This window comes from Nocardioides alkalitolerans DSM 16699 (assembly GCF_000426525.1).
Taxonomy (GTDB): Bacteria; Actinomycetota; Actinomycetes; order Propionibacteriales; family Nocardioidaceae; genus Nocardioides; species Nocardioides alkalitolerans.
The window spans coordinates 368,160-382,572 of record NZ_AUFN01000011.1 but is presented as its reverse complement, the minus strand read 5'-3'; the positions used below and the strand labels follow the sequence as shown (position 1 = coordinate 382,572).

General features: G+C 72.9%; 15 protein-coding genes and 1 tRNA gene. 13 read left to right on the top strand and 3 right to left on the bottom strand.

Annotated features, from left to right (window positions below; translation table 11 throughout):
• Positions 1-35 precede the first annotated feature (35 nt).
• The 9 genes from K329_RS0108495 to K329_RS0108455 all read left to right on the top strand — a co-directional run bounded on the left by K329_RS0108495 (position 36) and on the right by K329_RS0108455 (position 9,873).
• Positions 36-1,475 carry an alpha,alpha-trehalose-phosphate synthase (UDP-forming) gene (locus K329_RS0108495; RefSeq protein ID WP_028472695.1) on the top strand — a complete coding sequence of 480 codons (1,440 nt, stop codon included), beginning with the start codon at positions 36-38 and terminating at the stop codon, positions 1,473-1,475.
• Between the two features lie 249 nt (positions 1,476-1,724).
• On the top strand, positions 1,725-2,846 hold the full coding sequence (locus K329_RS0108490) for an NDMA-dependent alcohol dehydrogenase (RefSeq protein WP_028472694.1): 1,122 nt from the start codon (positions 1,725-1,727) through the stop codon (positions 2,844-2,846).
• Between the two features lie 9 nt (positions 2,847-2,855).
• Entirely contained in the window at positions 2,856-3,320 is a 465-nt protein-coding gene (locus K329_RS0108485; protein ID WP_052336567.1) for a nuclear transport factor 2 family protein, read from the top strand.
• Positions 3,317-3,739, top strand: coding sequence for a nuclear transport factor 2 family protein (locus K329_RS0108480; RefSeq protein ID WP_028472692.1), 423 nt, complete (start codon positions 3,317-3,319; stop codon positions 3,737-3,739). The genes K329_RS0108485 and K329_RS0108480 overlap by 4 nt, the downstream gene beginning before the upstream one ends.
• Positions 3,740-3,857: 118 nt before the next feature.
• Entirely contained in the window at positions 3,858-5,063 is a 1,206-nt protein-coding gene (locus K329_RS0108475; RefSeq protein WP_028472691.1) for an alpha/beta fold hydrolase, read from the top strand.
• Positions 5,053-6,444, top strand: coding sequence for an MFS transporter (locus K329_RS25620; RefSeq protein ID WP_052336566.1), 1,392 nt, complete (start codon positions 5,053-5,055; stop codon positions 6,442-6,444). The genes K329_RS0108475 and K329_RS25620 overlap by 11 nt, the downstream gene beginning before the upstream one ends.
• Entirely contained in the window at positions 6,441-7,883 is a 1,443-nt protein-coding gene (locus K329_RS0108465) for a pyridoxal phosphate-dependent decarboxylase family protein (protein WP_028472690.1), read from the top strand. The genes K329_RS25620 and K329_RS0108465 overlap by 4 nt, the downstream gene beginning before the upstream one ends.
• A 63-nt stretch (positions 7,884-7,946) precedes the next feature.
• Positions 7,947-9,155, top strand: a complete 1,209-nt coding sequence (locus tag K329_RS0108460; RefSeq protein WP_043642567.1) for an NAD(P)/FAD-dependent oxidoreductase — start codon at positions 7,947-7,949, stop codon at positions 9,153-9,155.
• Between the two features lie 22 nt (positions 9,156-9,177).
• Entirely contained in the window at positions 9,178-9,873 is a 696-nt protein-coding gene (locus tag K329_RS0108455; RefSeq protein ID WP_028472688.1) for a uracil-DNA glycosylase, read from the top strand.
• A gap of 3 nt (positions 9,874-9,876) precedes the next feature.
• Here the strand turns inward: K329_RS0108455 and K329_RS0108450 are convergent, their stop codons facing one another.
• Entirely contained in the window at positions 9,877-10,356 is a 480-nt protein-coding gene (locus tag K329_RS0108450; protein ID WP_028472687.1) for a MarR family winged helix-turn-helix transcriptional regulator, read from the bottom strand.
• Positions 10,357-10,482: 126 nt separating this feature from the next.
• Here K329_RS0108450 and K329_RS0108445 point away from each other — a divergent pair, with 126 nt between their 5' ends.
• The 3 genes from K329_RS0108445 to K329_RS0108435 all read left to right on the top strand — a co-directional run bounded on the left by K329_RS0108445 (position 10,483) and on the right by K329_RS0108435 (position 13,283).
• A complete protein-coding gene (locus K329_RS0108445) occupies positions 10,483-11,277 on the top strand; it encodes a dioxygenase family protein (RefSeq protein WP_028472686.1) in 795 nt (264 codons plus the stop codon).
• 49 nt (positions 11,278-11,326) lie between these two features.
• The gene (pdxY, locus tag K329_RS0108440; protein ID WP_028472685.1) at positions 11,327-12,208 is read left to right on the top strand and encodes a pyridoxal kinase PdxY; all 882 of its coding nucleotides are present in this window, start codon (positions 11,327-11,329) and stop codon (positions 12,206-12,208) included.
• 88 nt (positions 12,209-12,296) lie between these two features.
• Positions 12,297-13,283, top strand: a complete 987-nt coding sequence (locus K329_RS0108435) for a pirin family protein (RefSeq protein ID WP_028472684.1) — start codon at positions 12,297-12,299, stop codon at positions 13,281-13,283.
• 34 nt (positions 13,284-13,317) lie between these two features.
• Here K329_RS0108435 and K329_RS25615 read toward each other — a convergent pair whose 3' ends face one another.
• Together K329_RS25615 and K329_RS0108425 are read right to left on the bottom strand one after the other, a co-directional pair.
• The gene (locus tag K329_RS25615) at positions 13,318-13,722 is read right to left on the bottom strand and encodes a hypothetical protein (protein WP_043642566.1); all 405 of its coding nucleotides are present in this window, start codon (positions 13,720-13,722) and stop codon (positions 13,318-13,320) included.
• Positions 13,723-13,757: 35 nt separating this feature from the next.
• Positions 13,758-13,830: transfer RNA gene (locus tag K329_RS0108425), tRNA-Thr, on the bottom strand.
• 122 nt (positions 13,831-13,952) lie between these two features.
• Here K329_RS0108425 and soxR point away from each other — a divergent pair.
• The gene (gene soxR / locus K329_RS25610; protein ID WP_043642565.1) at positions 13,953-14,399 is read left to right on the top strand and encodes a redox-sensitive transcriptional activator SoxR; all 447 of its coding nucleotides are present in this window, start codon (positions 13,953-13,955) and stop codon (positions 14,397-14,399) included.
• Positions 14,400-14,413 lie beyond the last annotated feature (14 nt).

Sequence of the window (14,413 nt, the reverse complement as noted above, 5' to 3'; positions counted from 1 at the left end):
CTGGCCCGACACCCGATCCGGACTAGGGTGACCCCGTGGCACGCATCGGCACGGCAGACCTGGTCATCGTCGCCAACCGGCTCCCCGTCGACCGGATGACGAACCCCGACGGCACCCTGGGGTGGCGGCGCTCCCCCGGTGGTCTCGTCAGCGCGCTCGAGCCGGTGATGCGCGCCAACGACGGCGCCTGGATCGGGTGGCCGGGCGGCGACGACGGCGAGCTGGAGCCGTTCGTCGACGACGGCCTGCAGCTGGTGCCGGTGGCGCTGTCGCCCGACGAGATCGAGGAGTTCTACGAGGGCTTCTCCAACGGCACGCTCTGGCCGCTCTACCACGACGTGGTCGCGAAGCCGGAGTTCCACCGCGAGTGGTTCGACTCCTACGTGCGCGTCAACGAGCGGTTCGCCCGCAAGGCCGCCGAGGTCGCGTCCGAGAACGCCACGGTCTGGATCCAGGACTACCAGATGCAGCTGGTGCCGCAGATGCTGCGCGAGCTGCGGCCCGACCTGCGCATCGGCTTCTACCTCCACATCCCGTTCCCGCCCGCCGAGCTGTTCCAGCAGCTGCCGTGGCGCCGCCAGGTGCTCGAGGGCCTCCTCGGCGCCGACCTCGTCGGCTTCCAGCTGCCGGGTGCCGCGCAGAACTTCATCCGGCTCGTGCGTCAGCGCGTCGGCCACAAGACGCACCGCGACACCGTCTACCTGCCCGACGGTCGCACGGTGAAGGCCGCCGCCTTCCCGATCAGCATCGACGCGAAGAACTTCGAGGACCTCGCCCGCACCGAGGCCGTCGACCGTCGCGCGAAGGCGATCCGCGAGGCCCTCGGCAACCCGGCCAAGATCTTCCTCGGCATCGACCGGCTCGACTACACGAAGGGCATCCACGCCCGGCTGCGCGCGTTCTCGGAGCTCATCCGCGACGGCCAGTTCGACGTCGAGGACGCCGTCTTCGTGCAGGTGGCCACCCCGTCGCGCGAGCGCGTGGAGCAGTACCGGATCCTGCGCGACGACATCGACCGGCTCGTCGGACGCATCAACGGCGACCTCGGCCGCATCGGCCGCCCCGCGATCTCGTACCTGCACTCCTCCTACCCGCGCGAGGAGATGGCGGCGCTCTACAAGGCGGCCGACGTCATGGTCGTCACGCCGTACCGCGACGGCATGAACCTCGTGGCGAAGGAGTACGTCGCCTGCCGCTACGAGGGCGACGGCGCCCTCGTGCTCTCCGAGTTCGCCGGCGCGGCCGAGGAGCTGCGCCAGGCGTGGCTCGTCAACCCGTACGACATCAACGGCATGAAGCAGGCGCTGCTGCAGGCCTACGAGGCCGACCCGAAGGACATCGCGCGCCGCATGAAGGCGATGCGCAAGACGGTCATCGAGAAGGACGTCGCCCACTGGGCCGCCCGCTTCCTCGACGAGCTGGCCGCCACCCGGCCCGACCATGGCAAGTCCGTGCGGCCCGCACGCCGCAGCTGACCCGAGCCACCCCGGCCACCCCGGCCACCTCCGTCACCCCGGCCACCGGAAGTGCCGCGGCGCCTGTCGGCGCCGTCATGACAACCGCCTGCTCCCAGACCTTTACCTCTATCCCTTCGCATGGTTAGGTGATCGGCGTCACACCGTAACCATGCGCATGATGAACCTGTATGCGCTCCGGTGGGACTCACGCCAACTCGGAAGGGCGCTGATGGACGGCGTCCGACCTCCACGCAGAGGAGCACGTCAATGAAGACCATCGGTGCACTGATCTGGGAGCCCGGCACGCGGTCGGGCTGGAGCGTCGAAGACATCGAGATCGACCCGCCGAAGAGCCGCGAGGTGCGGATCAAGCTCGCCGCCTCCGGCATCTGCCACAGCGACGACCACGTCGACACGGGCGACATCCCCCTGCCGTGGGCGCCGATCATCGGCGGCCACGAGGGCGCCGGCATCATCGAGGAGCTCGGCCCCGACGTCACCGGCTTCGAGGTGGGCGACCACGTCGTGCTCTCGTTCCTGCCGTCGTGCGGCCACTGCAAGATGTGCACGATCGGCCGCGCCAACATGTGCGAGATGGGCGCCGGCGTGCTCGCCGGCTTCGCCCCCGACGGCACCCACCGCGTGCACGCGCGCGGCCAGGGCGTCGGGCCGTTCTCCTACCTGGGCACCTTCTCGCCGTACGTCGTGGTCAACATCGACTCCTGCGTGAAGATCGACAAGGACATCCCGCTCGACAAGGCCGCCCTCATCGGCTGCGGCGTGCCGACCGGCTGGGGCTCCGCCATGTACGCCGCCGACATCGCCCTCGGCGACACGGTGGTGATCGTGGGCACCGGCGGCGTCGGCATGAACGCCGTGCAGGGCGCGCGCCACCGCGGCGCGAAGAACATCGTCACGATCGACCCGGTGCCCTACAAGCGCGAGATGGCGAAGATCTTCGGCGCGACGCACTCGGTCGAGAACTACGAGCAGGCCGCCGACCTCGTCTCCGAGATGTCGAACGGCCAGGGCGCCGACGTCGTCATCATCACCGTCGACGTGGCCTACGGCCACCTGCTCAACCCGGCCCAGGAGATGACGCGCCGCGGCGGCACGCTCGTGCTCACCTCGGCGGCGCCCGTCACGCAGCGCGACGTGCCGTTCGACCTCTTCACGTTCGCCATGTCGGGCAAGCGCCTGCAGGGCAGCCTCTACGGCACCGTCACGCCGCGCCGCGACATCCCCCTCATCTGCGACCTCTACCGCCGCGGCGAGTTCAAGCTCGACGAGCTCATCACGAAGACCTACGAGCTCGAGCAGATCAACGAGGCCGTCCAGGACATGCGGGACGGCAAGAACATCCGCGGCGTCATCACCTACGACCTCTGAGGAGACGCGATGACCACCACCTCGCACGAGACCATCACCGGCTCGCTCGACGGCCGCTCCGCCGACTGGGCCGACATCGTGACGGCGACGCACACCTACGCCCTGGGCCTCGACAGCCGTAAGCCCGACCTGGCGCTGTCGGCGTTCTCCTCCGACGCCGTCTGGGACGCCACGCCGGTCGGCCTGGCCCGCTACTCCGGCCACGCCGAGATCCTCGACTTCTTCCAGCGGGACGCCGCCCAGATGGCCGACCAGTACCACGCCATCACCAACCACCGGATCGTCTTCGACGGGGCCGACGCCGCGCACGGCACCAACTACGTGCTGGCCGAGGGGCACACCACCTCGGGCGGGGCGATCAAGGCGGCCGCGCTCAACGAGGACACCTACGTGCGCACCGCGGACGGCTGGCGCATCAGCTCCCGGGTGATCACGCCGCTGATCCCGCCGCAGATGGAGGGGTTCGAGGCATGAGCACGGAGGGCGACAAGCAGGTCATCACGGCCTACCTCGACGCCGTCAGCCGGCTCGACGTCGACGCCGTGGCCCCGTTGTTCGCCGACGACGGCCGGGTCGACCTGCCCTACGCGCCCGACGGGGTGCCGACGACGATCGAGGGCCGGGAGGCGGTCGACGCCTACTACCGGGCGCTTCCCGAGATGGCCACCGAGCTGAACTTCGCCGACTACCGGATCGCCGCGCTCGACGAGCCCGGGGAGTACGTCGCGGAGTACACGTCCGACTCCTCCATGCGGGCCACGGGTGCGTCGTACGCGAACACCTACATCACGCGGGTCTCGATCCGGGACGGGCGCATCACCCGCCTGGCCGAGTTCTTCGACCCCGTGCGGCTCGTGCGGGCCCTCGGCGGCACCGTCACGATGCCGGGGTGAGACCCGTCCTCCCGCGGTCCCCGCACCACCGCCGTCCCCGGTCACGCCCGTCGTGGCCGGGGACGGCGGCGTGCGGAGCTCCCTCCCGCTCGAGGTGTCCCTCGGGTAACTTGCGCTCATGGATCTGATCCCGAAGCCCGATCAGGTCGTCTCCGCGACCGGCAACGTGGCCCACAAGCTGCTGTACGGCGGGCTCGCCGACCTGCGGCCGATGCCGCGGGTGCTCATCGAGGACGGCCAGCTCCGGGAGGTCTACCACTACCGCCCCGACCCCGCGGTGCCCGAGAAGGGCGAGCCGGTCCTGCTGGTCACGCCGCTGGCCGCACCCGCCACGTGCTTCGACCTGCGCCGCGGCTGCTCGCTCGTCGAGCACTTCGTCGGCGAGGGCCGCCCGACGTACCTCGTGGAGTACGGGCAGGTCTCGTTCAAGGACCGCAACCTCGGCATGGAGCACTGGATCACCGAGGTGGTGCCCACCGCGATCCGCGAGGTGTCGCAGCACTCCGGCGGCCGCCCCGTCCACGTCGTCGGCTGGAGCCTCGGCGGCATCTTCGCCGCCCTGACGCTGGCGAACGACGCCGACCTGCCCGTCGCGTCCCTCACGGTGGTCGGCTCCCCGTTCGACCTCAGCAAGGTGCCGCTCATCGCGCCCCTGCGCCCGCTGCTCAACCTCCGGGTGCCCGGAGGCCTGCGCCCGGTCACCCGCGCCTACCAGGCGCTCGGCGGGGCCCCGCAGCCGCTGGTGCGCTGGGCGTTCCAGCTCAGCGCCTTCCAGAAGCTGGTGACGAAGCCGCTCGCCGTGGTGCAGAACCTGGACGACGCCGACTTCCTCGCGCAGGTCGAGGCCGTCGACCGCTTCACCTCGAACATGATCGCCTACCCGGGCCGCTCGTTCGGGCAGCTCTACCACCGCATGTACCGCGGCAACGCGCTGCTGAGCGGGCGGTTCCTGCTCGACACCGGCGACGGTGAGCAGGAGGTCGACCTGGCCACGATCGAGGTGCCCGTGCTGGTCTTCGCCGGCGCGAACGACGGCATCGCGCCGGTCGCGGCGGTCAAGCCCCTCGTCGACCTGCTCACCGGCGCCGAGGAGGTCCAGTTCGAGATCGTGCCCGGCGGCCACCTCGGCATGCTCACCGGCCGGGCCGCCCGGGCGACGACGTGGCAGGTGCTCGACGAGTGGGTCGACCGCTGGTCGACGCCGCGCCCGCTCGCCGGGGGCGCCGACGCCCCGGCGCCCGAGCGGTCGGCCGCCCCGCGCGCCGACCGCATCGGGTCGAACCCGGTGCGGCGCTACGGCTCGTCGTCCTCCCGTGGTCTCTGAGGCGGCGTCGCCGGCCACCCCGCTGACCCGCGGCGTCCGGATCGGCTACGGCAGCGGCTCCGTGGCGACGGGCGCCTTCGGCACCGTGCCGGGCCTGATGCTGCTGCCGTACCTCACCGACCAGCTCGGCATCGCGGCCCTGTGGGCCGGTGTCATCGTCTTCGCGCCGAAGGCGTGGGACGTGCTGCTCAACCCCGTCGCCGGCGGCATCACCGACCGCACCCGCGACCCGCGCGGCCCCCGCCGTCCGTGGTTGCTGCGGGCCGGCACGCTGCTGGCGATCAGCTTCGCCCTGATCTTCGCCTCCCCCGGCCTCGGGTCGCAGGGCCTGGAGGCCGCGTGGGTCCTGGTGTGCTTCCTGGTCTGCGCGACGGCGTACGCGTTCTTCCAGGTGCCGTACGTCGCGATGCCGGCGGAGATCACCGACTCCTACGACGAGCGCACCCGCCTGATGACCTGGCGCGTCGCGATCCTCGCGTTCACGATCCTGCTGGCCGGCGCCTCGGCCCCGCTCATCCGTGACACGGTCGGCGGGCGCGACGGCTACCGGGTGATGGGCGTCGCGATGGCGCTCGTCATCGCGGTGGGCGTGGTGGCGGCGTACCTCGGGACCCGCCGCGCCCCCGTCGGCGCCGTGGCCGCGGGCACCGGCTCGATCCGGGACCAGCTGCGCGTCGTCGCGGCGGCCCGGGACTTCCGGATGCTGCTCGTCACCTTCGTCCTCCAGGCGCTCGCCACGGGCGCGATGCTGGCCGGCGTCGACTACGTGGCCCGCAACGTGCTCGGCAGCTCGGGCGCCTCCACGATCCTCTTCCTCTGCTTCGTCGGGCCCGCGCTCGTGCTCACGCCCGTGTGGGCCTCGGTCGGCGAGCGGGTCGGGAAGCGTCGGGGGTACGTCGTGTCCTCGCTCCTCCTCGCCGCCGGGGCCCTGCTGCTGGTCGGCGCGGCCGTCCTGCCCGCCGCGCTGGTGTACGGCGCCGTGGCCCTCGTCGGGGTCGGCTACGCCGGCTGCCAGGTCTTCCCGCTCGCGATGATGCCGGACGCCGCGGCCGTCGACGCCCACCGCACGGGCGAGAACCGCGCCGGGGTCTACACGGGCGTGTGGACCGCGGGCGAGACGCTCGGCCTCGCCCTGGGCCCCGGCGTCTTCGCCGTCGTGCTGGCCCTCGGCGGCTACGTGTCGTCGACGGGAGGCGACGCCGTGCAGCCCGACTCCGCGGTGACCGCGATCGTGCTGGGCTTCTCGGTGCTCCCCGCCGTGCTCGTCCTCGTGAGCCTGCTCTGGCTGCGGCGCTACTCCCTCGACGCGGCGACGGTCGCCGCGGCCACCTCGACCGGCACCCCCACCGGCACCTCGACCCCGAACGGAGACGCGTCGTGAGCGACGTCCTCGCCCGCCTCGCCGAGCTGCAGCGCGCCGACCTGCCCACCCACGGCGGCCGCACCCTCGCCTACGTCTACGACTCGGGGCTCGCCGAGGTCGACCGCGTCGGGCGCGAGGCCGTCGCCGCCTTCGCGGCCACCAACGGCCTCGACCCCACGGCCTTCCCCAGCACGCTGCTGATGGAGAACGAGGTGGTGGGGTCGACGGCCGACCTCCTCGACGCCCCGGCCACGTGCGTCGGCACCGTCACCTCCGGTGGCACCGAGTCGGTGCTCCTCGCCGTCCAGGGCGCCCGCGACTCCCGGCCCGACCTCGTGGAGGCGGGCGTCCGGCCGCGCCTGGTCGTGCCGTCCACGATCCACGCGGCGTTCCACAAGGCTGCCCACTACTTCGGGCTCGACCTGGTCGTCGTGCCGGTCGGCGCCGACTTCCGCGCCGACGTCGCCGCCACCCGCGCCGCGGTGGAGGCCGACCCGGGCCGCACGGTGCTCGTGGCGGTGAGCGCACCGTCGTACGCGCACGGCGTGGTCGACCCGGTGACCGAGGTCGCGGCGATCGCGGCCGAGCACGGCATCCGCTGCCACGTCGACGCCTGCATCGGCGGCTGGGTGCTGCCCTACGCGGCCCGGCTCGGGCGCGACGTGCCCCCGTGGTCGTTCGCCGTCGACGGCGTCACCAGCATCTCGGTCGACCTCCACAAGTACGCCTACACCCCGAAGGGCGCGTCGGTCCTGCTGCACCGCACGCCCGAGCTGCGGCGCGCCCAGCTGTTCGCGTGCGCCGACTGGCCGGGCTACACGATGCTCAACTCGACCCTGCAGTCGACGAAGTCGGGCGGTCCGCTCGCGGGCGCGTGGGCGGTGCTCCGCTCGATCGGCGACGCGGGCTACCTCGACCTCACCCGGCAGGTGCTCGACGGCGTCGACAGGCTGGTCGCCGGCATCGAGGCCCTGCCCGCGCTCCGCGTCGTCGCTCCGCCCGACTCCACCCTCGTCGCGGTCGCGACCGACGACACCTGCGACGTCTTCACGCTGGTCGACGAGCTCGGCCTCGTCGGGTGGCTGGCGCAGCCGCAGATGCGGTACGGCGACCAGCCCGCCACGCTCCACCTCTCCCTCAGCGCGGCGACCGCCCCGCTGGTCGACGAGCTGCTGGACGCGCTGGCGACCGCCGTCGCCACGGCGGTGGCGCGCGGCCCCGTCGCCGTGGACCCCGCGGTGGTCGAGTTCGTCGAGGCCCTCGACCCGGGCGCGCTGGGCGACGACGACTTCGACGGCCTGCTCGCCGCGGTGGGCATGGAGGCCGGCGCCGACGGACCCGCGCTCCCCGAGCGGATGGCCGAGGTCAACGCGCTGCTCGACCTCGCCTCCCCCGCCCTGCGGGAGGCGCTGCTGGGTGCCTTCCTCGATCGCCTGGCCCGCCCCACCCGCGCCTGACGGGACCCTCGTCCGGCCGTCGACGGGCCTCCACCCTTTCGGGCCACCTGCTTGCGTGGAGCCATGGAGCACCGGAGCACCTACCTCGTCATCGGAGGCGGCATGGCCGCCGACGCCGCCGCCCAGGGCATCCGCGAGCGCGACGCCGACGGGTCGATCGCGATCGTCGGCGAGGAGCCGACCGCGCCCTTCCCCCGTCCTGCGCTGTCGAAGAAGCTCTGGACCGATCCGGACTTCACGTACGACGACGCGGCGCTCGACACCGCGGGGTCGACGGGCGCGACCCTGCACCTGGGGCGCCGCGCGACCGCCGTCGACGCCGGGCTGCGCCGGGTCACCGACAGCGCGGGCGACGTGCACGCCTACGAGCACCTGCTCGTGGCCACCGGCGGTCACCCCCGCCGGATCGACGGCCTGGAGCCCGGGCCCCGGGTCCTCTACTTCCGCACGCTCACCGACTACGAGCAGCTGCGGGCCCTCGCCGCCGACCGGCCCGCTGTCACCGTCGTCGGCGGCGGCTGGATCGGCACGGAGATCGCCGCCGCCCTGCACCAGCACGGTGCGGACGTGACGCTGCTCCACCCCGACGACCGGCTGGGCGCGCCACGCTTCCCGGCCGCGCTCGCCGCCACCTTCGAGGACCTCTTCACCGACGCGGGCGTGACCGTGCGCGGGGGTGTGCGGGTGGTCGGCGGGTCGGGGGACGAGGACGGGGTCCGGCTCGACCTCGAGGACGGTTCGACGACCACCGCCGACGTCGTCGTGGTCGGCCTGGGCATCGAGCCGGCCGGCCGCCTCGACGGGCTCGACGTGGAGCTGGCCGACGACGGCAGCATCGTCGTCGACGAGCGGCTCGCGACCGGCGTCCCCGGGGTGCACGCGGCGGGCGACGTGGCGACGTACCCCGACCGGATCCTCGGCACCACGCGCGTCGAGCACGTCGACAACGCCACGACGATGGGCCGCGTGGCGGGTCGCATCCTGGCCGGCTCCGACGAGACCTACGACCACACGCCCTACTTCTACTCCGCCGTGCTCGGGCACCGCTTCGAGGCCGTCGGCACGCTCGACGCGTCGCTCGAGACGGTGACCGACGAGCTGCCCGACGGTGACGACGGCGAGCGCCGCCTCGTCGTCTACTACTTCGACGACGCCGAGGTCGTCGGTGTGCTGCTGTGGAACGTGGAGGAGCGTCGCGACGCCGCCCGGGCCGTGCTCGCCGCGCACGAGCGCCCCGCCGACGCGAGCGACCTGCGCGGTCGCATCGCGTGAGCCTGCGGCAGGATCGACGCCCATGAGCGCACTCGCGGGTCTCGTGGAGAAGGGCCTGATGGCCGCCGACTGGGCCGAGGCCCTCGCCGAGGTCGATCCGACGATCGACGACCGGGTCGCTGCCATGGGCGCCTTTCTCCGCTCCGAGATCGCGGCGGGCCGGCCGTACCTGCCCGCGGGCGACGACGTCTTCAAGGCGTTCGCGCGGCCGCTCGCCGACGTCCGCGTGCTGGTCGTGGGCCAGGACCCCTACCCGACCCCCGGCCACCCCATCGGCCTGAGCTTCGCGGTGGCGCCCGACGTGCGCCCCGTGCCCCGCAGCCTCGAGAACATCTACCGCGAGCTGCGCGACGACCTCGACCTCCCCACCCCCGAGCACGGCGACCTCACGGCCTGGGCCGACCAGGGCGTCATGCTGCTCAACCGGTGCCTGACCGTGCGACCGGGAGCGTCGGCGTCCCACCGCGGCGAGGGCTGGGAGCACGTCACGGCGACGGCGATCACGGCGCTCGTACGGCGCGGGGGCCCGCTCGCCGCGATCCTCTGGGGCAAGGACGCCCAGGGGCTCGTGCCCCACCTCGGCGACGTGCCGTCGGTGGCGTCGGCCCACCCGTCGCCGCTCTCGGCGCACCGCGGGTTCTTCGGCTCGAAGCCGTTCAGCCGCGTCGACGCGCTGCTCGTCGAGCAGGGCGGCGAGCCGGTCGACTGGCGCCTCTGACGCTCAGCCGTCGAGCGTGCGCAGGTCGGAGGCGTCGAGGTTCGCGCGCACCGTCGTGGCGATCGCGACGAGCTGACGCACCTGCTCGGGGCTCAGCCCGTCGAACACGAGCTGTCGTACGGCGCTCACGTGCCCCGGGGCGGCGGCGACCAGCACGTCGTACCCGTGGGTCGTCAGCTCGCACTCGGTGACGCGTCGGTTCGTGGGCGAGGGCGAGCGGGCGAGCCAGCCGCGGGCCTCGAGCTTCTTGACGACGTGCGAGAGGCGCGAGAGCGACGAGTTGGTGCGGGCGGCCAGCTCGCTCATCGCGAGCCGCCGCTCGGGCGCGCCCGAGAGCATCGCCATCACCTGGTAGTCGAAGTGGGTCATGCCGGCGTCGCGCTGGGCCTGGGAGTCCAGGGCGGGGCCGAGCCGTAGCAGCACCCCGACGAGCGCCAGCCACGCGGCCATCTCGTCGTCGTCGAGCCAGGGAGTCTCCGCCACGCTCGCACCCTAGGTCACCTGCGGCGACGCCGCGGCGCCGGAGGGGACGGTCTGGACCACCTCCGGAATACTTGAAACTTCAAGTTGTTCTCCCTACAGTTGCCACACCAGACCGCAGGAGACGCCATGACCGAGACCAGCCCCGCCACGACGGGCCGCATGCCCGCCCTCTACATCGGCCACGGCGCCCCGCCCCTGCTCGACGACCCCCTCTGGTCGGCCCAGCTGAGCGCATGGGCGGCCGGCCTGCCACGGCCGAAGGCGATCCTGATCGTGAGCGCGCACTGGGAGTCGGCGCCCGTCAGCCTCAGCGCGTCGGGCGTGCCCCTCGTCTACGACTTCGGCGGCTTCCACCCGCGCTACTACCAGATGCAGTACGCCACGCCCGACGCCTCGGCGCTGGCCGCCCGCGTCGCCGCGATGATGCCGGACCGCGAACCGGTGCACCAGCACGCCTCCCGCGGCCTCGACCACGGCGCCTGGGTGCCGCTGAAGATCATGTTCCCCGAGGCCGACATCCCCGTGCTGCAGATGTCGTTGCCGACCCACGACCCCTACCGGCTGCTCGCCCTCGGCGAGCGGCTGCGGCCCCTGCGCGACGAGGGCGTGCTGGTGATGGGCTCGGGCTTCCTCACCCACGGGCTCCCCTTCCTGCGCGACTTCACCATCGAGGCGAAGGCGCCGGGCTGGTCGGTCGACTTCGACCTGTGGGCCGCGGACGCGCTCGCCCGCGGCGACGTCGACGAGCTGGCGGCCTACCAGGCCAAGGCGCCCGGCATGCCCTACGCGCACCCCACCGTCGAGCACTACACGCCGCTGTTCGTCACCCTCGGCGCGGCCACCGCGGCGGACGCCCCCGGCGACCAGCGCATCGACGGCTACTGGATGGGCCTCTCGAAGCGGTCGCTGCAGGTCGCCTGAGCGCCCCGGCACCGCCGCCGCGGCGGCCGACCGTGGCAGGATCAACGGCGTGAAGATCCTGTCCATCCAGTCGTCGGTCGCCTACGGGCACGTCGGCAACTCCGCGGCCACGTTCCCCCTCCAGCGCCTGGGTCACGAGGTGTGGCCGGTGCTCACGGTGCACTTCTCCAACCACACCGGGTACGGCGCGTGGCGCGGGCCGCTGCTCGACCCCGCCGACGTCGCCGACGTCATCACCGGCATCGGCGAGCGCGAGGTCACCGGGCCCGACGGTCGTGCGGTCAGCGTGCTGGCGACGGCCGACGCCGTGCTCTCGGGCTACCAGGGCGCCGAGGAAGTCGGGGGCGTCGTGCTCGACGCCGTCGCCCGCGTCAAGGAGCTCAACCCCCGCGCCGTCTACTGCTGCGACCCCGTGATGGGCGACGTCGGCCGCGGGATGTTCGTGCGCCCGGGCATCCCGGAGTTCATGCGCGACCACGTCGTGCCGCAGGCCGACATCCTCACGCCGAACCACTTCGAGCTCGACTTCCTCGCCGGCACGACGACGACCACCGAGGCCGAGGTGCTCGCAGCGGTCGACGTCATCCGCGACCGCGGGCCCCGCGACGTGCTCGTCACCAGCGTGATCACCGAGGAGACCCCCGAGGGCGCGCTCGAGGTCTACGCCGTCTCCGACGACGGCGCGTGGGCCGTGACGACCCCGCAGCTGCCGATCGCCCCCAACGGGTGCGGCGACGTGACCTCGGCGCTCTACCTGGCCCACCTCACCACCACCGGCTCGCCCGAGGTGGCGCTCGAGCGCACCACCGCCACCGTCTACGCGGTCCTCGAGGCGACGATCGCCGCCGGCACCCGCGAGATCCAGCTCGTCGGCGCCCAGGCCTCCATCGCCAGCCCGCCCGAGCGGTTCACGGCGCGCCAGCTGCGCTGACCGGGCGGTCCGACGGGTCGGGAACAGAAGTCCTCGACAGGTAGTTCACTCGTCAACTACATTGGGCCATCGACCCGAGGAGCTCCCCGTGCCCGCAGTGAACGTCCCCGACTGGACCGTCCTCCCCCGCACCGTCGCGGCGCTGCCCGGCGCGGAGGACCGCGCGGTCGTCACCGTCACCACCGCCCCGCAGGGCTACGAGGGCGAGGGGTTCCCCGTCCGGCGCGCGTTCGCCGGCGTCGACGCCCGGGCGCTCGACCCCTTCATCCACATGGACCAGATGGGCGAGGTGGAGTACGCGCCGGGCGAGCCGAAGGGCACCTCGTGGCACCCGCACCGCGGCTTCGAGACCGTCACCTACATCATGGACGGCGTCTTCGACCACGCCGACAGCCACGGCGGCGGCGGGTCGATCACCGACGGCGACACCCAGTGGATGACCGCGGGTTCGGGCCTGCTCCACATCGAGGCCCCGCCGGAGTGGCTCGTGGTCGAGGGGGGCCTCTTCCACGGCATCCAGCTCTGGGTGAACCTGCCGAAGGCCGACAAGTGGCTGCCCCCGCACTACCAGGACCTGCGGGCCAGCGAGGTCGGGCTGGGCACGTCGGCCGACGCCGGCGCACTCATCCGCGTCATCGCCGGCGAGGTCGACGGCATCACGGGCCCCGGCAGCACCCGCACCCCGATGGCGATGGTGCACGCGACCGTGTCTCCGGGCGCCGAGCTCGTCATGCCGTGGCGCACCGACTTCAACGCGCTCGTCTACGTGATGAGCGGCGACGGCTACGTCTCGGGCGGCCGACGGAAGGTCCGCACGGGCCAGCTCGCGGTGCTCGGCCACGGCGAGACGGTCACGATCGGCGCCGACCGCCAGCAGGACGGCCGCCACGGCGCGCTCGAGGTGATCGTGCTCGGCGGCCTGCCGATCCGGGAGCCGATCGCGTGGATGGGCCCGTTCGTCATGAACACCCGCGCCGAGGTGCAGCAGGCGTTCGAGGACTTCTCCAAGGGCCGCCTCGGCACCATCCCGTCCGTGCCCCACGCCGACGTGCACGGCGAGCTGCGCCCGGAGTGAGTCCCGGGACGTCCGGGACCGACTGAGGGCTGCGTCAGTAGGAATCGCCCCGGGCGTACCGCTCGCGCCGCCAGGCACGACCGCGCCCGCGGTTGCGGGCCTTGTAGGTGGGCAGCTGGCTGTCGCAGTTCGGGCACACGAGCCGCAGGTTGCCACGCGCGTTGTGGTTCGCGTCCCCGTCGACGTGGTCGAGCACCAGGGTGAGGGGACGGCCGTTCCACGTCGCCTCACCGCGACACAGAGCGCACCTGCCGGCCTGCTCCTCCATCAGGTGGAGCCGCACGTAGTGCCGCGGATTCGTGTCGATGAAGGCAACACCGGACGCCAGCCAGGCCTCCGTCCTCAGGCGACGGTCGGCCTGCCGTTGGCACCCGTTGCTGCAGAAGCTCTTCTGGTGCCGGCCGGTGAGGGCACCGCCGCATCCTCGACACTCCGCCATGACGCCGGACGCTAGGTGTCGCCACCGACAACCGGAGCCGCGTGAGAGCCTCGAACTCTCGACCTTTCGCTTACAAGGCGAATGCTCTACCAACTGAGCTAACGCGGCCTGCCGCGGGAGCGGCCCGGCAATCCTAGACATGGGCGCGTCCGACCCGCACCACAGGCGGCAGACGGCCCGGGACGACGACCCTGGACCTCCAGCCCCCTCGAGGTCGTAGGCTCGCGCGCGTGCACCTCCTGACCATCGGCCAGGTCGCCGAGCGCTCGGGCGTCGCGCACTCGACGCTGCGCTACTACGAGACCCTCGGGCTCGTCTCCTCGGCGCGTACGTCGGGCAACCAGCGCCGCTACCCGCAGCCGACCCTGCGACGCCTGGCGTTCATCCGCAGCGCCCAGCAGGTGGGGCTGAGCCTCGAGGAGATCGGCGCCGCCCTCGCCACGCTGCCGGAGGGCCGCACGCCCACCAAGGCCGACTGGACCCGGCTGAGCCAGGCCTGGCGCGCCCGTCTCGACCAGCAGATCGAGCGCATCGAGCGGTTGCGCGACCAGCTGGACGGCTGCATCGGGTGCGGCTGCCTGAGCCTGCGCTCGTGCCGCCTCGCCAACCCCGCCGACGTCGCCGCCGACCTCGGGCCGGGCGGCACCTTCCTCGACCCCGAGGTCACGCCGTCGTAGGGTCGCAGCACCCG